The 19,554-nt window shown below is 59.8% G+C and carries 12 protein-coding genes and 1 tRNA gene; 2 read left to right on the top strand and 11 right to left on the bottom strand.

Going from position 1 to position 19,554, the window contains the following annotated elements; translation table 11 throughout:
* Positions 1-38 precede the first annotated feature (38 nt).
* Positions 39-623: a serine O-acetyltransferase EpsC gene (gene epsC, locus O3648_RS03250; RefSeq protein WP_005507433.1), complete on the top strand. Its 585-nt coding sequence runs from the start codon at positions 39-41 to the stop codon at positions 621-623.
* Positions 624-833: 210 nt separating this feature from the next.
* On the opposite strand, the gene gndA is transcribed toward epsC, so the two are convergent.
* Both gndA and O3648_RS03260 read right to left on the bottom strand, forming a co-directional pair.
* Complete coding sequence (gene gndA / locus O3648_RS03255; protein WP_371568418.1) at positions 834-2,306, bottom strand: NADP-dependent phosphogluconate dehydrogenase; 1,473 nt, start codon at positions 2,304-2,306, stop codon at positions 834-836.
* A gap of 195 nt (positions 2,307-2,501) precedes the next feature.
* Positions 2,502-2,574, bottom strand: a tRNA-Val gene (locus O3648_RS03260).
* A 489-nt stretch (positions 2,575-3,063) separates the two neighbouring features.
* Between O3648_RS03260 and aceE the strand changes: the two genes are divergently transcribed.
* Positions 3,064-5,796 (top strand): pyruvate dehydrogenase (acetyl-transferring), homodimeric type, encoded by a 2,733-nt coding sequence (aceE, locus tag O3648_RS03265; protein ID WP_371568421.1) that lies wholly within the window; start codon positions 3,064-3,066, stop codon positions 5,794-5,796.
* An 83-nt stretch (positions 5,797-5,879) separates the two neighbouring features.
* Here the strand turns inward: aceE and O3648_RS03270 are convergent, their stop codons facing one another.
* The 9 genes from O3648_RS03270 to O3648_RS03310 form a co-directional block, all read right to left on the bottom strand.
* Positions 5,880-6,749, bottom strand: coding sequence for a hypothetical protein (locus O3648_RS03270; RefSeq protein WP_279754176.1), 870 nt, complete (start codon positions 6,747-6,749; stop codon positions 5,880-5,882).
* Between the two features lie 97 nt (positions 6,750-6,846).
* Positions 6,847-7,200 (bottom strand): beta/gamma crystallin-related protein, encoded by a 354-nt coding sequence (locus O3648_RS03275; protein WP_279754177.1) that lies wholly within the window; start codon positions 7,198-7,200, stop codon positions 6,847-6,849.
* Between the two features lie 456 nt (positions 7,201-7,656).
* The gene (locus O3648_RS03280) at positions 7,657-11,979 is read right to left on the bottom strand and encodes an amino acid adenylation domain-containing protein (protein ID WP_371568425.1); all 4,323 of its coding nucleotides are present in this window, start codon (positions 11,977-11,979) and stop codon (positions 7,657-7,659) included.
* A gap of 187 nt (positions 11,980-12,166) precedes the next feature.
* Positions 12,167-12,394, bottom strand: coding sequence for a phosphopantetheine-binding protein (locus O3648_RS03285; protein ID WP_219101141.1), 228 nt, complete (start codon positions 12,392-12,394; stop codon positions 12,167-12,169).
* A 38-nt stretch (positions 12,395-12,432) separates the two neighbouring features.
* Complete coding sequence (locus O3648_RS03290; RefSeq protein ID WP_279754180.1) at positions 12,433-14,133, bottom strand: (2,3-dihydroxybenzoyl)adenylate synthase; 1,701 nt, start codon at positions 14,131-14,133, stop codon at positions 12,433-12,435.
* 315 nt (positions 14,134-14,448) lie between these two features.
* Positions 14,449-15,885 carry an enterochelin esterase domain-containing protein gene (locus O3648_RS03295; protein ID WP_279754181.1) on the bottom strand — a complete coding sequence of 479 codons (1,437 nt, stop codon included), beginning with the start codon at positions 15,883-15,885 and terminating at the stop codon, positions 14,449-14,451.
* Positions 15,886-16,418: 533 nt separating this feature from the next.
* On the bottom strand, positions 16,419-17,261 hold the full coding sequence (locus tag O3648_RS03300; RefSeq protein ID WP_279754182.1) for an ABC transporter ATP-binding protein: 843 nt from the start codon (positions 17,259-17,261) through the stop codon (positions 16,419-16,421).
* Positions 17,261-18,367, bottom strand: a complete 1,107-nt coding sequence (locus O3648_RS03305) for an iron chelate uptake ABC transporter family permease subunit (protein ID WP_279740247.1) — start codon at positions 18,365-18,367, stop codon at positions 17,261-17,263. Before O3648_RS03305 ends, O3648_RS03300 begins: the two co-directional genes overlap by 1 nt.
* Complete coding sequence (locus O3648_RS03310; protein WP_280926398.1) at positions 18,367-19,416, bottom strand: iron ABC transporter permease; 1,050 nt, start codon at positions 19,414-19,416, stop codon at positions 18,367-18,369. Before O3648_RS03310 ends, O3648_RS03305 begins: the two co-directional genes overlap by 1 nt.
* Positions 19,417-19,554 lie beyond the last annotated feature (138 nt).

The raw sequence follows: 19,554 nt of genomic DNA on the forward strand, positions 1-19,554 counted from the left end.
GCATACACAGAGCACGACCGATGAGGGAAAGGGAACCCATGAGTTTTATTGCGCGTCTGCGTGAAGATATTGAGAACGTCCGCCAGCACGACCCTGCTGCGCGCGGCGCTGTCGAGATTGCGCTGAACTATTCGGGCATGCACGCCATTTGGGTTCACCGTCTGACCCACAAGCTCTGGCAGAAGGATGAGACGAAGGCTCTGGCTCGTACTCTCTCGCAGTTTGCTCGTTTTTTGACCGGTGTGGAGATTCACCCCGGCGCGACCATTGGCCGCCGTTTCTTCATCGATCACGGCATGGGCATTGTCATTGGTGAAACCGCTGAGGTCGGTGACGATGTGATGCTGTACCACGGCGTGACTCTGGGCGGTCGTTCCCTGGAGAAGGTGAAGCGTCACCCCACCATTGGTGACCGCGTGACCATTGGTGCCGGTGCTAAGGTGCTGGGTCCGGTGGTTATTGGTGCCGATAGCGCTATTGGTGCGAACGCTGTGGTGGTCAACGATCACCCCGCCGATTCGATTATTACCGGTATTCCGGCGAAGCACCGCCCGCGTACCCCGGAGAAGAAGAAGCCCCTGGTGGATGCTGTGGAGTATATTGACCCCGCCATGTGGATTTAGCGCTTGTTAGCGTTTTGAGGCGATAGAGGCGCGCCTGGAGGCTCCTAGCTAGGTTCTTACAGGTCTTCCCCCGCTATACCCTAAAGATGCCCCTGACCCATCTCGTCCTGACCCATCTCGGTGGCGTCCTATATCAAGACATAAAAGCCCGCCTTTGGTTGGATTCTCATCCAGCCGAAGGCGGGCTTTGACGTATTCAGCTACGGGAGCTTAGTGAACGTGAATGTCCGCTGCGTTCACCTCGGAGCGGTCACCGCTCCACATAGTGTGGAAGGCGCCCTCTTCGTCAATACGACCGTAGGTGTGCGCGCCGAAGAAGTCACGCTGACCCTGAATCAGGGATGCGGGCAGGCGGTCGCGGCGCAGGCCGTCGTAGTAGGACAGTGCGGATGCGAACACCGGCACGGGGATGCCCAGTGCGGTTGCCTTAGCCACCACGCGACGCCAGGAAGGAACGAGCTCCTCCATGAGGTTCTTGAACGCCGGTGCGAGCAGCATGTTCGCGGGAGCCTCATCAGCGTAAGCAGCCATGATGTCGCCCAGCAGCTCGGCGCGAATGATGCAGCCTGCACGCCACAGCGATGCAATGGTGTCCAGCTTCAGGTCCCAGCCGTATTCCTTACCTGCACGGGTGAGCAGGTCCATGCCCTGTGCGTACGCGACGAGCTTGGAGGCGAAGAGTGCGCGGCGCACATCCTCAACGAACTCGGGGTCGCCTGCACCGATGCCGGTGGTTGCGATCAGGCCCGCGGGCAGTTCGCGCTGTGCCTGCTCGCGCTGCTCACGCTCGGAGGAGGAGAGGGCGCGTGCGAACACGGACTCTGCGATAGCTGAGACGGGGGAACCGAGGTCCAGGCCAGCCTTAGCGGTCCACAGACCGGTACCCTTCTGGCCCGCTGCGTCAACAATAACGTCGACCAGGGGCTTGCCAGTCTTTGCGTCTACCTGTGCGAGCACCTCTGCGGTGATTTCAATCAGGTAGGAGCTCAGGTCGCCTTCGTTCCAGGTCTTGAAGATTTCTGCCTGCTGTGCCGGCTCAATGCCTGCGATGGAGCGCAGAATGTCGTAAGCTTCGCCGATGACCTGCATGTCAGCGTACTCGATGCCGTTGTGGACCATCTTCACGAAGTGGCCCGCACCGTCGGTGGAGATCCATGCGCAGCAGGGTGCGCCGTCCTGAGGTGCCTTCGCTGCGATCTTTTCGAGCAGCGGGCCCAGGTGCTTGTAGGACTCTGCGGAGCCGCCGGGCATCATGGAGGGGCCCCAGAGAGCGCCCTCTTCGCCACCGGAGACGCCAACGCCTACGAAGTGCAGACCCTTTTCAGCCAGGGCGCGCTCGCGACGGATGGTGTCGGGGAAGTGGGAGTTACCGCCGTCGATAATAATGTCGCCTTCATCGAGCATGGGGGTGAGCTGTTCGATCACTGCATCGACGGGTTCGCCCGCTTTGACCATAATCAGGATGCGGCGGGGAGACTCGAGGGAGTCAACAAGTTCCTGCAGGGACTCGGTACGGATGAAGTCGCCGTCTGCGCCGTGCTCAGCCAGCAGTGCGTCGGTCTTCTCTACGGAACGGTTGTGCAATGCCACGGTGTAGCCGTTACGTGCCAGGTTGCGGGCGAGGTTTGCGCCCATGACAGCAAGGCCGGTGACACCAATCTGTGCCTTCTTGTTTTCAGTCATGTATATAAGGATACGCGCTTAGGGCAGACTATATATAGGTGGAGTGCAGTTTTATACCCCGGGGGGCTGGCGCTTCCGACCGGATTTTCTTCTGAACCCTTGAGTGAAGTGTTTTTAACCTCTGAGCGAAACATTCTGGGGGCCTGCACGAGGGTAAACAAAAACCCCGGTACCTTGCGGTACCGGGGTTAGCGGTGGGTCCTACCGGGATCGAACCGATGACATCCACGGTGTAAACGTGGCGCTCTACCAGCTGAGCTAAAGACCCATAGTTCTCACTGTTTCGTTTCCGTTCCAGTGGCGAACACAAGAAAAGACTATACGGACTTCTGGAGCAACATGCAAATCCTGAATACGTGTTCTATATCTCAGTATTTTTTCATTTTCCCACAACACCCAACACTAAGCCACAGTAAGCCATGGCAAGCCATGTTGGGCCACTACCTTTTAGGCAGGCCATACCCCTTCATTCCGCGCCATTCCGCCAAGCCCATCATTCCGCGCTATTTAGGTGCAAAAATACCTTAACTAGTACTTTTGATGCGCGTATTTTCCACCCAGATTGTCACAATGCGAAACCCACATCACAAAAACCTTCATTTGAGACCAAGAGGAGCACCTTTAGGTCTAAGATAGTAGAGATAAGAAGCGAAGCAGGTCTCTTTGATCTACATCGCTTAAACATAAAGATTGTTCGACATCGCAACAAGGCGGGGCGGGCAATCTCACAACCGCACAGAAGAGAGGTTGGATTAGTTTGGCTAACGTACCGAACGAGCACTCCCTGAGCACCCTTCTTGATGGCCTCAAGGACATCGACGTAGAAGAGACCCAGGAATGGGCCGAGTCCCTCGAGGACCTTATCAAGACTCACGGCACCGAGCGTGCAGAGTACATCCTTCGCGCACTGCTCAAGGAAGCTGGTGAGAAGGGCGTAAAGGTTCCGACTCTGGTCAAGACCGACTACATCAACACCATCCCCGCAGACCAGCAGCCCGAGTACCCCGGTGATGAGGAACTCGAGCGCCAGTACCGCGCATGGATTCGTTGGAACGCAGCAATTATGGTTCAGCGTGCCCAGAAGAAGGGCATCGGCGTTGGTGGCCACATCTCCACCTTCGCAGGTGTTGCTGACCTCTACGAAATGGGCCAGAACCACTTCTTCCGCGGCCGTAACCACCCCGGTGGCGGTGACCAGGTCTTCTTCCAGGGTCACTCCTCCCCCGGTGTCTACTCCCGCGCATTCGTTGAAGGCGTCCTGACCGAAGAGCAGATGGACGGCTTCCGCCAGGAGAAGACCAAGGGCGCAAACGGTATTCCTTCGTACCCGCACCCCCGTTGCATGCCCGAGTTCTGGCAGTTCCCGACTGTGTCTATGGGTCTGGGCCCGCTGAACGCAATCCACCAGGCATCCTTCAACAAGTACCTGCACAACCACAAGATCAAGGACACCTCCGAGCAGCACGTCTGGGCATTCCTGGGCGATGGCGAAATGGACGAGCCCGAGTCGCGTGGTGCACTGCAGCTGGCTGCAAACGAGCACCTGGACAACCTGACCTTCGTCGTCAACTGCAACCTGCAGCGTCTGGACGGCCCCGTTCGCGGTAACGGCAAGATCGTTCAGGAGCTTGAGGCATTCTTCCGCGGCGCGGGCTGGCACGTTATCAAGGTCCTGTGGGGCTCTGACTACGACGAGCTGCTCAAGAAGGACAAGAGCGGCAAGCTCATCCAGCTGATGAACGAAACCCTCGACGGTGACTACCAGACCTTCCGCGGCGAAGACGGCGGCTACATCCGCGAGCACTTCTTCGGCAAGTACCCCGAGACCAAGGAACTGGTTGCAGACCTGACCGACGAGCAGATCTTCAACCTGCGCCTGGGTGGCCACGACGACAAGAAGATCTACGCAGCCTACAAGGAAGCTATGGAGACCAAGGGCAAGCCCACCGTCATCCTGGCACAGTCCATTAAGGGTGCGGAGCTCGGCCCGTTCTTCGAGGCACGTAACTCCACCCACCAGATCAAGAAGTTCACCATGGAAGCGCTGAAGGGCTTCCGTGACCACCTGAACATCCCCATCTCCGACGAGGAGCTGGAGAAGGATCTGTACAACCCGCCGTACTACCTGCCCGAGGCAAGCCACCCGGCTCTGCAGTACATGCAGGCACGCCGTAAGGAACTCGGCGGTTATATCCCCGGCCGTGCCAACACCCAGCCTGAGATTATCCTGCCCGAGTCCAAGGTCTACGCACAGACCAAGAAGGGCTCCGGCAAGCAGACCGCTGCTACCACCATGGCGTTCGTCCGCCTGATGAAGGACCTCATGCGCGTGAAGGGCTTCGGTCACCGTATCGCTCCCATCACCCCCGATGAGGCACGTACCTTCGGTATGGACTCCTTCTTCCCCTCGGCTAAGCTGTACAACCCCAACGGCCAGAACTACGTGCCCGTTGACCACCAGCTCATGCTCACCTACACCGAGTCCCCCGAGGGCCAGATTGTTCACGTGGGTATTAACGAGGCAGGCGCAACCGCTGCATTCATCGCTCTGGGTTCGTCCTACGACACCCACGGCGAGCCGATGATTCCGATCTACATCTTCTACTCGATGTTCGGTTTCCAGCGCACCGGCGACTCCTTCTGGGCAGCAGGCGACCAGCTCTGCCGCGGCTTCGTCATCGGTGCAACCGCAGGTCGTACCACCCTGTCCGGTGAGGGCCTGCAGCACGCTGACGGTCACTCCCCGGTCCTGGCGTCCACCAACCCGGCGTTCAAGATCTACGACCCGGCATACGGCTACGAGATTGCGCACATCATGGAGCGCGGTATCGAGCAGATGTACGGCACCAAGGACGAAGACCACAACGTCATGTACTACCTGACCGTGTACAACGAGCCGATTCACCAGCCTGCTGAGCCGGCAAACGTTGACGTTGAGGGCATCATCAAGGGTATCCACAAGATCAGCGAGTCCCCGCTGACCTCCGGCCCCAAGGCACAGTTGCTGGCATCCGGCGTTGCTGTTCCGTGGATCGAGAAGGCTCAGAAGCTGCTGGCTGAGGACTGGGGCGTCTCCGCAGACGTCTGGTCCGTCACCTCGTGGACCGAGCTGCGCCGCGACGGCATTGCCGCTGAGGAAGAGGCTCTACTGAACCCGAACCAGCCCGCTCGCGTTCCTTACGTGACCCAGAAGCTGGCAGGCGCTGCTGGCCCGATCGTCGCGACCACCGACTTCTCCTCGGATGTTCCCGACCAGATCCGCCAGTTCGTTCCGAACGACTTCGCAACCCTGGGTGCTGACGGCTTCGGCTTCGCAGACACTCGCCCGGGTGCACGTCGCTTCTTCCACATCGATGCAGAGTCGGTTGTTGTCCGCACCCTGCAGATGCTGGCAAAGCGCGGCGAGGTTGCAGCAGACGTCCCCGCGAAGGCATTCGCTAAGTACGACCTGCTGAACGTGAACGCTAACTCCGAGCTGGAGCAGCACTAAGCATTTAGCTGTAGAACCCCGGTTCTGCGTTAGACGCTAAACGAGGTCCCCGGTTGATGATTTATCAACCGGGGACCTTCTATTTATTGGTTTTTGAGAACCCACTCTTTATACCGAAGATTAACTGCTGATTTCTGCTGTCGCTGTTCTTCTAGTTTTGTTTCGTTATCTCGAATGAGTGGTTTTTGGTATGAGGCTACAAGATTGGCAAGACCTTGAGCCATTCCTGTATCTTTACTGCATTGTGCTTCAATGACGCTGAGCCGAATTTCTTCTTCCGATGCAGGGGCATTATCATCACCGCTAGCGCGGGTTGCATCTGATAGCTCTTTTGTACCCCATTCTTCGTCGCCCTTTCGTGGTGTTAAACCTTTATCCGATAGGCATTTCCACCATGCTTCACGGTATTTTTTCCATTCGGGATGATTCATGGCAGCTGCATAGGATTGGCCGTGGATTCGACGATAGGCTTCTGAGAGGCCACTTTGCTCTTCGAGGCTGATGCCCGCAATCTCTTTCAACGTGGCTAAGATTTCAGGCATGCACTGTTCCATGATTTTTGTGTCATAGCCCCCCGATGATGGTGCATTCCCAAATCGCTTGTAGTTTCCATATTTGGCGGAGTATTCGGGGTTCCAGAGACCAAACTCGCGACCGGATGAAAAGAATTTCCTATCTTCTACATCCGGGATATATATTTCGTAGGATTGGCCGTGTTTTGCGAAACAGCGCTGCCTGAGAATTTCCAAGGCTTGATTGTAATACTGGGAATTTTCATCGAAAATGTCATTGTATTCTTCGAGTGGAGTAATGATTTGGTTGTTTTTATAGTCTAGAGTTGCTTGGGCTGTTTCATCACGTTCTAGTTGCGGGCCTGTAGAACAGGATGTGCACGCTAGTGTGAATGCAAATGTTATGGCCATTGCGGGCTGAAAGAATTTCTTGAGGTTCATGATTTTTCCTTTCAAGAACAACAAGGGGATATATTTTATGGTTGGGTGGCATAGTACTTATGCAATACCACGCCACCCAACCATCTATACGGGGAAATTACTTTCGGTGAAGGGAAGTGATCTTATCGTTCCAGTCTCCGTTCCACCAATTTCGACCTTCATAGAAACCTTCGAGGCTGTTGAAGTCGCGATAATTGACATCGAATGAGAATCCCTGGTAGTTTTCATCCTGATAAACGACGTAATGTTCGCCATGGCTTCGGATGGAAGATACGCGATCATTCATATCGCCCAGGTGATGCACAGCCCAGTTACCGTGGGTGTCGTGAATACCGCCTGCCTCGTTATAGTTGCGCCAGTCGTAAAAGACTGCGGCGTTACCGGCGGGCATCGCTGCCATGGTAGCTGCCGTTGCAACCATCGCGGTTGCAAGAGCCTTGTAGAGCTTCATCGTAAACTCCTAGTGTTTTGAGAAGGATATCCTTCTGCGTGAGTGAAATACATTCTACGGCTTGGTGTATACCAAGTCGTTCTCTTAGCTACAATCCCTCTCTATGTAATCGGAATCATATTTAAGAGGTGGCTACAATGTAGCACTCATTAAGGAGTCTTTTCAAGCAACGAATGAGGCATGTGTCACAAAATCTAAGAGTACATGTATAATAAGGGCTGTAAAATTTGGTATTTTACACCATTTGCGTACTGATAATTTTTTGCACAAATATTTTATGTGACTAAAATCACTAAAAAATACTCTTTGTGATAATAAAGCGATGCCCCCGGTTGATGATTCATCAACCGGGGGCATTCGTTTTTACCTCAACCGCATGTTTTAACCGATGTAGCCCGGAGGTAACGACTATTACCTCCGGGCTACATCAGTTATGGGGAAATCAGTTATAGAGCGTTAGCTGGCGAAGTGGCCGGTCACCTCCGCCAGACGCGCCGGATTCACCAGGTCAGGGTGCGTGCCCTCCAGCAACACCGCACGGAACGACGACGCATGCGCCGCCCAACCCGCCGCATCCAGGTACGGCTGATCCTCATGCGGCACACCCACCAGCAACACATCACCATCAAAGAACGCCTGCTCAGCACCACGCATCAACGCCGCCGAAGCGCGCATACTACCCAAGCACACGCCCAACTTCTCCTCCGGTAGGTAACCCATCGCCGAACCCGCCCGCTGCAAACGCTCCAACGTACCCAGCAAATCAAGCTGCTCGTCGGCCGCCGGCTCCGGCAAACCACCCATACGCAGCAGCGCGCGGAAGCTCTCCTGCTCATCAGGCGCAGGCACACCCTGCCACTGCTCCGAAGGATACGCATCCAGCAGGATGACGCGCTCAACCTGAGCACCCGCAGCCTGCGCCAAAGCTGCCACCTGCACCGCGGCAGTACCGCCCACAGACCAGCCCATCAACGCAAAACGACGCGGCAACGAACGCTCCGCCAGAGTATTCTCAATCAGCTTCAGGTAACCCTCAGCCAGCTCCTGCAGGCTCGATGCGAAGCCAGCCTGCGGGTCAGAGAACGCCTCAGCCTGCAAAGCATACACACCCTGCTGAGCCGGAAGATGCGAGAGATACCCCGCATAGCACCAGCCCAAACCACCCGCAGGCGGCAGAATAAACAGCGGCGCGGGGGCCTCGGTAGTATCGGAGGCAACAGGCTGCTCACGCAGGGGCAGCACCGGCGCGAACTCCGCGCCCTCGCCACGCTCGCCCGCAATGGACGCCGCCAACGCCTGCACGGTCGGATGCGCAAACAGCGCACCGATACTCACGCTCAGGCCCAGCTGCTCCTCAACCGCGGCAATCACCTCAAGAGCCGCCAACGAATGACCGCCCGAGGCGAAGAAATCCTCATCCACGCCGAAACGCTCACGACCCAGCACGCCCGCAATAATCGAGCACAGCTGCTGCTCCAGCAGACCGTGCGGGCCCTCAGCGTCAGAAGTCTGAGGGGTCAGGTCGAGGGTCGCCAACAACTTGCGATCCGCCTTACCGGAGGGGCTCACCGGCAACGCAGGCAGGGTGTGCCACAGGGTCGGAACCATGTAGTCCGGCAGAACCTGCGCGCAATGCTCGCGCGCTGCTTCCACCAGCTGCTCGGCACGCTCGGCGGGCACGTCGCCCACCTCCAGCACCGCCGCCAGGGCAGGCTCACGCAGACCGCGGTACAGCAGAGCCACCGAAGCGGTTACGCCCTCAACCGCGGCAAGGGCCATCTCAATATCGCCCAGCTCCAGGCGCTGACCGCGCACCTTAATCTGATAGTCCGTGCGACCACGGTAGCCAATGACGGCGCGACCATCGGGAAGAATCTCCCAGCACGCCAAATCGCCCGTACGGTACAGGCGCTGACTCTCACCGTTCAGCAGCGCGAGCACACCGTCGGGAGTCTGCTCCACGAAAGCCGCCTCGGTCGCCTGCGGGTTGTTCTTGTAGCCGCGCGCCAGCTGCACACCCGACAGGTGCAGTTCACCCGTCACACCCACCGGCACGGGGTGACCGGTCGGGTCAAGAATCAGGGTGCCGGTGTTCCAGACCGGCTCGCCAATGGGCACGCTCTCACGCTGCGGGTCGGTGGAAGTCTCCCAGAAGGTGACGTCCACCGCCGCCTCGGTCGGGCCGTAGAGGTTCAGCGGGTACACGCCCAGAACCTCGCCCGCCGCCTGCACCTGATCCTTCTGCAGGGCCTCGCCCGAGCAGACCACATAGCGCAGGGGCTGCTCTCGACCCTGGCCGAAGCCGGCATCAGCCAGGATGCGGCGCGCCGCCGGCGACGAGGTCAGCGCCGACAGCATGGTCGGCACAAAGTGCACCGCCGTGACGGACTGCTCGGCAATCACGCGCGCCAGGTAGGCGGGGTCGCGGTGCCCATCCGGGGCGGCAATGACCACGGCGGCGCCCTCGGCAAGCGGCCAGTACAGCTCCCACACGTGCACGTCAAAGGAGATGGGGGTCTTGTGCAGAATGCGGTCACCCTCCCCTACCGGAATCTGGTGCTGCTGCCAGCGCAGGCGGTTATCAATCGCGCGGTGGCTAATGGCAACGCCCTTCGGACGACCCGTGGAGCCGGAGGTGAAGAGCACGTAAGCGTCCTCGTCCAGACCGGTTTTCACTCCCGGAAGCTCATCAGCGGCGGGTGCTGAGGAGGGGGCCAGGGCGGGATCGTTAGTGCTCAGCAACGGCAGGGTTTGTTCAGACAGCACGTGCTGGGGCAGGTTCACATGACGCTGCGGTTCCTGCGGGTTCAGAGCCTCCGCGCTCAGCGGGTGCAGGCCGGGGCCGTGCAACAGCAGGGAGCACTCGGCATCCTCCATCATCACGCCCACACGCTCGGCGGGTAGATCCGGAAGCACCGGCACATAGGTGGCGCCGGCGTACAGCAGGGCGTACAGCGCCACGTACTGCTCCACACCGCGGTGCACACGCAGACCCACCGCATCGGAAGGGCGAACACCCCAGTCCAGCAGCTGCGAGGCAAGCGCACGGGCGCGCTCGTCCAGTTCCGCGTAGGTGAGGGCGCGGTCGAAGGCGTAGGCGCGCTCCGACTCGGGGGTGAGTACCTCGCCGGGTGCGGGGGCGGAATCCAGCACGGCGAGCGCCTGCGGATGTGCCACCACCGCGTCACGGAAACGACCCAGCAGGGTCTTGTACTCCATCGGGTGCTCGGTGCGCGCCGGGGCGGTCAGCTCGCGCAGGGTCGCCAGTTCAGCCTTGGTCGCCAGACCCAGGTTGTTCAGGGAGGCGCCCTCGCGCTGCGCTTCGGCGGCGTAGGCGGGCAGCCACTCGCTCAGGCGGGCGGCGTGGCGCTCCAGCTCCTCGGCGGTATAGAGCGCCGGGTTCATGTCAATCTCACAGGAGATGCTGTTGCCGCGACCGGGCATGCCGCGCAGGGTGAAGGTCGCGTCAGCAACGGGACCGGCGGAGATATTGTGAATGCGCGCGGTCGGTACCGGGGCCCCGGACTCGTCCTTGGAGGGCGCCGCCAGCGGCAGCACCGCGTCAAAGGGCACCACGTTAATCTGCGCACCAAACAGCCTGGACTGGGCGTTACGTGCGGTACGTTCCAGGTCTTCCTGGCGAGCCAGCGGATGCTCAGCGTTACGGGTGTACTGTTCCTTCACCGAGTGCAGGGACTCCGCGATGGAACCGGTCGCCGCAACCTGCACCGGCAGAACGTTCACCGCGGTACAGCCGGTCTGCGCGCTCGCCGCACCCAGGGCGCGGGTCGCCTCCGGCAGGGTGCGGGCGAACATGCGGTTCATCTGCGGCACACCGAACGAAGCCTGCGAGTAGCCGCCCACACGCGCCAGGTACGAGCCCACGGCAGCGGTCGCCAACACCGGCCAGGAGACGGCGTGCTGCTTTGCCGCATCCAGCAGAGCCTGCTGGGTGGGCACGTCAATGCTGAACGCCAGGCGCACAGACCGCGCCGACGGGGAAGCTGTACGACCCGCCAGGGAGGTATCTTCCTGCTCCAGGGCGCCGCTCGCCTCCCAGAAGGCGACGTCTTCGTCACGGGAGGTTGAGGCAGCATCGTCGGCATCGAGCAGCTGTTGCAGGCTCATGCGGCGGGTTGCAGGGACCGGCTGGCCTGCGGACAGGGCACGGTATATCGCCGCCACGCGGGAGAGACCGTTGAACGCCGCGAACCCGTCAGCAACCACATGGGAGAAAGAATGGTACACCCAGAGGAACCCGTCGTAACGCACTGCAGCGCTGCGTACGGTCACGCCCTCATCGGTGGTAAGGGGCTGGGCGAGCAGACGCTGTGCCCAGGTGCGCACCGGCGCAGGCAAGTCAGAGTTAGGCAGGTCAGAGATGTTCTCCTCCCCCGCCTCCGCGGTGTCGTTCAGATCCCCCTCATCCACGAGCAGGTCAATGCCCGCGAGGAATGCCTCAAGCGACAGAATCTGCTGGGAGGCGGCACCATCGGCAATGCGGGTGCGCACGCGGAAGCCCTCGTTCTCGCGGTAGAGCTGCTCAAAAGCCTCACGCAGCAGAGCGAGGTCGGTGTCTGCGGGGCATTGCAGAACCTCCGCGGTGTTGTAGCAGGGATTCGTCGGGTCAATCGCGGCGGCAAAATAGATGCCGCGCGCGTTAGTGGTCAGCGGCAGCCAGGGACTGTCAGCACTATGCTGTGCGGAGGGGTTCGCGGCGGTGCGAAGGTAGGAAGCAGTCCCGAAGCTAGCGGCTGCGGTAGTATCAGCTACGCCCATGGTGGCCTCTCAAGGTCTGGATCAGGGGTCTGAGTCAAGGATGATATGCGGTGTGTAAAAGGTAGGCTACTGCCCCGCCAATTCACGCTGGCAGAAGTAAGCTGACAAGGGTAAACGAGGCGAGTAGCAAACACCCCGAGCACCCGTCTGCATTCGCGGCAGGTAGGCGCTCGGGGTACGATGAAACTTAGCCCAGGCGGGAGGCGATGAACTCCACAGTCGGGTTCTCCACCAGCTCGGTAAACTCAATCACGGCGCCCTCAGCGGCAAGGTCGTCGAGCAGGGCGAAGGAGCCCATCGAGTCCAGGCCCAGAGAAAACAGGTCGGTGGTCGGTTCGTCAAACGCGGTCTGCAGAGAGTCGGGCTCGACGATGTACTTCTCCATGATGGGGCGCAGGGTCTCAAGTGCGGACATTTTTCTCCTCAATAGGGGTAGGAATACGGGCTTAAGATTTAGCCAAAAATTTCGGCAAGCTTGGCGCGCAGTTCGCGGCGAGAAATCTTACCCACGTTCGTGGTGGGCAGCTTCTGCAGAACCTGCACGCGCTCGGGAATCTTGAAGTCAGCGAGCTTCTTCGAAGTGAAGAACTCATGCATCGTGCGGCGCGGGTTTTCACCCAGGTCGGCGCCTTCCTGCGGCACAATAACCAGGCCCACACGCTCGCCCACGGTCTCATCCGGGATGCCCAGAACCACGGCGTCAAAAACGTCGGGGTGGGTTAGCGCCAGCTCTTCAATTTCATCCACGGCAATCTTCTCGCCGTTGCGGTTAATCTGGTCCTTCGCGCGGCCGGTCACCTCAAGGTACTTAGCGGCAACTAGGCGCACAATATCACCGGTGCGGTAGAAGCCTTCCTCGGTGAAGCCGTAGCGGTTCGCGTTCTCCTCCAGGTAGTAGCCGCGAATCGTGTACGGGCCGCGGGTGAGTAGGTGGCCGCTCTCGCCGCGCTTAACCGGCTGGTCCTGATCATCAACAATCAGAATTTCATCGTCGGGGCTAATCGGGTAGCCCTGAGTCCTCAGGCGCATCTCAATCGGGTCGGTCGAACGGGTGTAGTTCACCAGGCCCTCAGCCATGCCGAACACCTGCTGAACGGTGCAGCCGAGCACCGACTCGATCTTGCCCGCAACCGCCGGAGCCAGCTTCGAGCCGCCCACCTGCAGGGTCTGCAGGGAGGGCAGGGACACTTCGCGCTTCTCCGCGGAGGCGACCCACGCCTGAGCCAGCGGCGGCACCAGCGCGGAGGTGGTCACACCTTCCATCTCAATGAGGTGGAACGCAGTCTGCGGGGACGGATCCGCCGCAAACACCAGCTTGCCGGAGGCGCACATGACGCCCAGAATACCGGGCGAGCTCATCGTGAAGTTATGAGCGGCGGGCAGCACCACGAGCATGGTCGTGTTGTTGTTCAGCTTGCAGATATCGACCGAACCGCGTACCGAGTACAGGTAGGCAGCGTGGGTGCGAGGAATCAGCTTCGAAATGCCGGTCGTACCGCCGGAAAGCTGCAGGAACGCCACCTGCTCGCTCGCACGCAGGTTCTCGGTGTTCTGAATGACGCCGGGCACGAACTCTTCAGCGAGCTCCTCTTCGGTCAGCGGGGTCAGCGGCTCCGCAACGTCAATAGCAACCGGCGGCTCTTGAAAGTTCTTGCGCAACTCGGCGGCAACATCCTCGTGCAGGGCGGAGAAATCTGCACCCGGGGTTAGCGAAGAGAACACATGCGCCGCCGCGTCGGTGCGGGTCGCAAAGTGCACGAGCTCAGTGGTGCGGTGCTGCGGCAGGCAGAACACCGGCAGAGCAGCCGCCCAGAAAATACCGAGCAGGTACACCAGGTACTCGGCGGTGTTACCCAGCTGCAGCAGCACGCGGTCACCGGGCTGCACGCCAGCCTGAATGAGGCGCACCGCAGCGGCACGACCTGCCGCTTCCAGCTCACCGTAGGAGAGGCGAATCTGCTGGGGCTTGCCGTCCTCATTAAGCTGCGCGTGCGAGATCGCCACCAGCGCAGGAAAGTGCGGCTTCGCTCGGCAGGCATCCAACAGGAACTCGGGGATGGTCTGGTCAATCCAGTAGCCGGCTTCGCGGTACTTCGCGGCAAAAGACTCGGGGATGAGCGGTGTGGGGGCCAGGGGGCTACGTTCTACGGTCATCTTCTCTCGATTTCTGTGTCGTTTGCGGTTTCTATAGCGCTCACGTGCTGCGTGCGTTCGCAGCGTGATGCCATCTCGTCAATGAGGGCGGGTGCGCAGCCTACACCGGGTACCCTTCGGTACCCCTCGTGGCACGGTAGTGCTACATCTACCAAGAGACTACGCATCTCTTATGCTGTCCTTTTCTAGGATACGGGCGCGGCGGTGTTTACCCTAACGGGAACCCCGCATGCCCACCATGCGCCCCCAGCGGGCGGGGCAAACCTCAGCAGGCGAGGGGTCCGGGGCGCCCAATCATCGGCAGCGGTACAAGCTCTACGCTACTTTTCGTGCATCTTTCTCGTAGTTCTGCTCGCCACGCTCAATATTCCGCTGGTGAGCATCAATGATGCGTTCCAGGGTCGGCACAATCGCACCGCGCCAGCACGCATAATCGTGACCGCCGTTAAAGGTCGTGCAGCGCGCTCTCTCCAGACCAAGCTTTTCCAGGCGCACCTTCAGCTCACGGTGAGGAGGCACCAAAACCCACTCCTGCTCCCCCACCTCAATCTCAAGGTACAGGTGGCGCAGACGATCAATCTCTCCCGCCGCCTCCAGCTCGTCCAGGCGGTCCATGACCTGTGGCTGCCACAGCGACGATGACTGCGCGATCGCACCGCCAAAGGCCTCCGGGCGGCTCAGCACCGCCAACAGGGAGGACAGGCCACCCAGCGACTGACCGTTAATCACAATGTTCTGCGGCGCGGTCTTAATACCGTGCACCGCTTCCAGGTGCGGGAAGGCAATCTCCACCAGGTAGTCGGCAATCGGGTTGTCACCGTTCAGTTCCTTCCAGCGGTTCTCACGACCGCCAGAGTGAAGGAAGAACACGTGCATCGCCGGAATACGGCCCACCTCATGGGCGCGATTGAGGATACGCTCCATGCCCTGACTAAACCACATTTCGCCGTCGAACTGGATGAACAACGGCGCATCCGGGGCGGGATCGCCCACGCGACCGAGCACGTACTGGTGGCCGTCAGGGGTATGCATCCACTCGGGGGCGGGCAGTGCGTCAATCTCTTCCTGAGTCAGGATGAACTCCTGCACCGGCGCGTGCTCAAGCTGCACCACACCCATGCAACGACCGATGCGGTTGCACACGGTCTCGGGGTTCAGCGGGTCGCCCTCACCGGAGTCCAGCGCGGCGCGCAGGCGCACCTGGTCGTCATCACCCAGCCAGGCGGGGCGCTCGCCGGGCAGCACCGGCAAGAAGTTGTAGGAGGCACGCCAGGTAGTTTCCATCTGCATGCTCAGCTGCCACCATCCGGTGCCCTCGATGCGGGTCATGAGGGAACGGTCAAGATTCTTCTCATCGGTCAGGCGGTTGATGAACATGAGCACCTGCTCCGCCTGCTCGTTGTGGTACAGGAAGGTAACGATGCGCTCGTTCTCACTGATGCTGCCGTCTTTACGGTGCACCGGCTCGATGATGGGGGTACCTTCGGAGACGACCTCAACGATGCGGGCGTTCAGCTCTTTGGAGCTGACTGCCTCGGCGATGAGGGCGCTGATGAGGGGGCTGTCCACGCGCGGTGCCGGTACGGGGCGCGGGGTTTTGGGAGGACTCGGGCGCACAGCCGGCGCAACGGTACACGGCTGCGCAGAGGTAGCCTGTACAGAAGCAGGCTGTTCAGAAGTGCCCTGTACAGAAATGCCCTGTACAGAAATGCTCTGTGCGGGAACGGTCTCGGTGGGTTCGTGCTCGCCCAACGGTTCCTCCTTGGTCTGTGGAAACACTCAATTGATGAGAATCGGTGAGGAGGCACATTATCGTTAGTTAGCCTCTACTACCTCACTCTATGGTATCCCTTACCCAAACTCCAGCCAAAGGGAAAAACGAAAGAACCAAAAGATGACAATCATGACAGCCAGCACACACTACTAAAACCCAAGCACGAAGCCACCACAACCCTGCCCAGCCCAGCCCCACCTAAAACCAGCCTGTCCACCCCAAAAGTTAAAAGAGATGAGGCACCGAGACCGTGCATCAAACCTCTCAAGTCGTAACTTTCAAAGCCTCATACGGCAGTCTCGGTGCCTCATCTACGGGTTCCCAAAATGGAACCTACCCAGTGCTCGGATCCGTTCATGCGTCAAAGACGGGCGAGCACCGGGTAGGCGCCCTACGCGCAGGGGATCCTGGGTCCCTCAGATCCTAACGTTCGCTACTCGGCGCAATGCCGAGCTTTTCCACCCGTACTGAGACGATTGGCGCCAACTCCCACGCGGCTTAGGGGCGAAAACTATTCGCTTTCGCGGGCCGCCGAAATAGCATCAGCGGCAATATGAATTGATTGGTTCTCCTTCGGAATAACCAAAGGAGTACCAGTGCACGGATCAGGAATAATAACCGATTGCAGGTCAAAAACTTCCTGAATAAGTTCCGGTGTAATTATCGCACGCGGATCACCCTGAGCGATAATCCGACCCTGCTTCATTAAAACAACATGAGTAGCATACCTGAAAGCAAGGTTCAGGTCATGCAACACCACGGCTACAGTCCGGCCTTCGGAATGCAATTTCTTCGTCAGGTTCAGCACCTCAATCTGGTGTGTGATGTCCAGGTAGGTGGTCGGCTCATCGAGAAGAATCAGCGGGGTCTGCTGCGCCAGGGTCATGGCAATCCACACGCGCTGACGCTGACCGCCCGAGAGCGCCTCAATGGGACGCTCCGCAAGCTCCAGCACGTTCGCTGCCTGCATCGCCTCCACGCAGGCTCGCTCGTCCTCATCAGACCAGGAACGCAGTAGCGACTGGTGCGGGTAGCGGCCGCGCGCCACCACATCCGCCACGGTCACGCCACTCGGCGCCTCCGGGGTCTGCGGCAACATCGCCAGGATCTTAGCAATGGCGCGGGACTTCATCTGCGGCAGCGGGGTGCCGTCTAGGCGAACCTCGCCCTCTTTGAGCGGGTTCACGCGGGCAAGAGCCTTCAATGTGGTCGACTTACCACAGGCGTTGGGGCCCAGGATAACGGTCAGCTCCCCCTCCGGCACCTGAAAATCTACCCCGTTGAGCACCGTATGCTCACCGTAGGCAACCACCATGTTCTCGCCTTCAAGGCGGGTCGTCACACTAGTGTTCACTAGCTCTTCTTCCTTTCGAGGTAAATCAGGTAAATCAGGTACAGGCCACCAATCGCGCCGGTCACCACACCCACCTGAATGATGCGTCCGGAAACAGCGAATCGGCCAATCAGGTCGGAGCCGAGCACCATGAACGCACCCATGAGTGCCGCGGAGGTGAAGCCCACCCCACCACTACGGGAGAGAGTCTTCGCAATGTGCGGCGCAGCCAGGGCGACGAAGGCAATCGGACCGGTCGTCGCGGTCGCCAGCGAAACCAGAAGCACACCGATGAACAGAGCCGCCACACGGTACGCATTCACGCTCACACCCAAACCGGATGCCACCTGGTCACCAAAACGAATCGCGCCCAGCGGGCGGACCAGCATCAGCAGCAGCGGAGTCACCACAAGCAGCAGACCCAGTAGCGCGTAGGTGCGCTCCCAGGTGATGTCATTGAGCGAACCGGCAAGCCAGGACGCCGCGGTCTGCGCCTGAGTCAGCGAAGCACGCACCACCAGCAGCGCGTTGAACGCCGCCAGAGTCGAACCCACACCAATACCGACCAGCACCAGACGGAAACCGTACAGGCCCGTGTGCCGCGTCAACAACCACACCAGCACCGAGGTCGCTAAGCCACCAACCACAGCGCCCAGGGCAACCTCAACGGGGCCGGAATTGAACACAATAATCTGCAACAGCGCACCGGTTGCGGCACCATTTGTGAAGCCGATAATATCCGGTGATCCTAGGGCGTTACCCGAAATCACCTGGAAAATCGCACCCGACAGACCAAGCGCCGCGCCCACCAGAAGCGCCGCCACAATACGCGCCGCACGCTGCTGAGCAAAAGTCACCGTAATCTGCTTACCCTCACCTAGCAGCGCCGGGATCAGCTTCTCCGGGGCAATCTTGTAGTCCCCCTGCAGCATGCCCCAAAACGCCAGCACCGCAATCAGCACCACCAACGCCACATTCAGAATCAGCACACGCCACGGCACCTGAGCACTCAGCGGACCGCGCACAGTCAACACCGGGCGGCCACCCAAATCGCGGCCACGACGACGCGCAGAACGATTAGTCGCAGTGGTGGCGGCCTCCGTCGATAGAGCGGAAGAATTCGACATTAGAGAGCCTCCACCTTACGACGAGTCATCAGGAACAAGAACACCGGGGCACCGGCAAGAGTCGCCACAATACCCACCTGAGTCTCCTGCGGAGCCACCAGCACACGCGCCAACACGTCAGCACACAGCAGCCACACCGGACCCAACAGCGCCGAACCATAATTCACCCAGCGCACATCATTACCGAGCAGAGCACGCACCACAAACGGCACTGCCAAACCCACAAATCCAATCGGACCCACAGCAGCAGTCGCCGCACCAGCAAGCACCGTCACCGCCAGCAACGTCAAATTCTGCGTCGTACGCACACTCACGCCGAGGCTGGTCGCCGCCTCCTCGCCCATACTCAGAGCATTAATCGCAGGAGCCACAAAAAATGCCACCAGCACACCCAGCACAATCACCGGGCCCACCGTTGACGCGATATCCATACCGCGGCCCTCCAGCGAACCGGCAACCCACACACGGAACTCGTTATACGCATCCTGATCAGCCAAAATCAGGCCCTGCGCAATCGCCGACAACGCCGCAGAAATCGCCACACCCGCCAACGCAAGCTTCACAATCGACCCGTCACGGCCACGACCCAGCGTGTACACCAGCACCGCAGCCAACGCACCACCAATCGTCGCAGCAACCATGTACTGCCAAATGCCCATCACACCAAAAACCACCACGGAAGCAATCACAGCCACCGCAGCACCGGCATTCACACCCATCAGACCGGGCTCAGCCAGCGGGTTACGGGTCAACGACTGCATCAACGAACCGGCAACCGCCAACGCAGCACCCGCTGCAAGACCCACCAGGGTACGCGGAATACGCTGCTCCGTCACAATCGTCTGCGTCTGCTCAGAAGCAGTGCCATTGAAAACAGCCAGAACCTGATCCGGCGGAAGATTATTCGACCCGAACAGCAAAGAAGCAGCCACAGCCCCCACCAAAAGCACCGCAAACAGGAACAGAAAAGCCAGGCGCTTACCCAACTTCTGCCCCTGAATCACAGAACCCTGACGGGACGTACTCTCCTGCTGAACATCTCGGGACAATGAGCTCGTGCGGGCCACTATGCTCCTTATGCTCGATACAAGAAAACTAAGGAGGCGCGCCCGGCGCACCCACACCACGCGAGGGGTACCCGGCACACCGGTAGATAATGAGAGAAACGCCGGAGCGGGTGGGTTACT

Source organism: Rothia sp. 27098_8_161, from assembly GCF_041432905.1.
Taxonomy (GTDB): domain Bacteria; phylum Actinomycetota; class Actinomycetes; order Actinomycetales; family Micrococcaceae; genus Rothia.

Coding starts and splice junctions, on each gene's coding strand:
- epsC (WP_005507433.1), top strand. CDS start 39: ATGAGTTTTATTGCGCGTCTGCGTGAAGATATTGAGAACGTCCGCCAG.
- gndA (WP_371568418.1), bottom strand. CDS start 2,306: ATGACTGAAAACAAGAAGGCACAGATTGGTGTCACCGGCCTTGCTGTC.
- O3648_RS03270 (WP_279754176.1), bottom strand. CDS start 6,749: ATGAACCTCAAGAAATTCTTTCAGCCCGCAATGGCCATAACATTTGCA.
- O3648_RS03275 (WP_279754177.1), bottom strand. CDS start 7,200: ATGAAGCTCTACAAGGCTCTTGCAACCGCGATGGTTGCAACGGCAGCT.
- O3648_RS03280 (WP_371568425.1), bottom strand. CDS start 11,979: ATGGGCGTAGCTGATACTACCGCAGCCGCTAGCTTCGGGACTGCTTCC.
- O3648_RS03285 (WP_219101141.1), bottom strand. CDS start 12,394: ATGTCCGCACTTGAGACCCTGCGCCCCATCATGGAGAAGTACATCGTC.
- O3648_RS03290 (WP_279754180.1), bottom strand. CDS start 14,133: ATGACCGTAGAACGTAGCCCCCTGGCCCCCACACCGCTCATCCCCGAG.
- O3648_RS03305 (WP_279740247.1), bottom strand. CDS start 18,367: ATGTCGAATTCTTCCGCTCTATCGACGGAGGCCGCCACCACTGCGACT.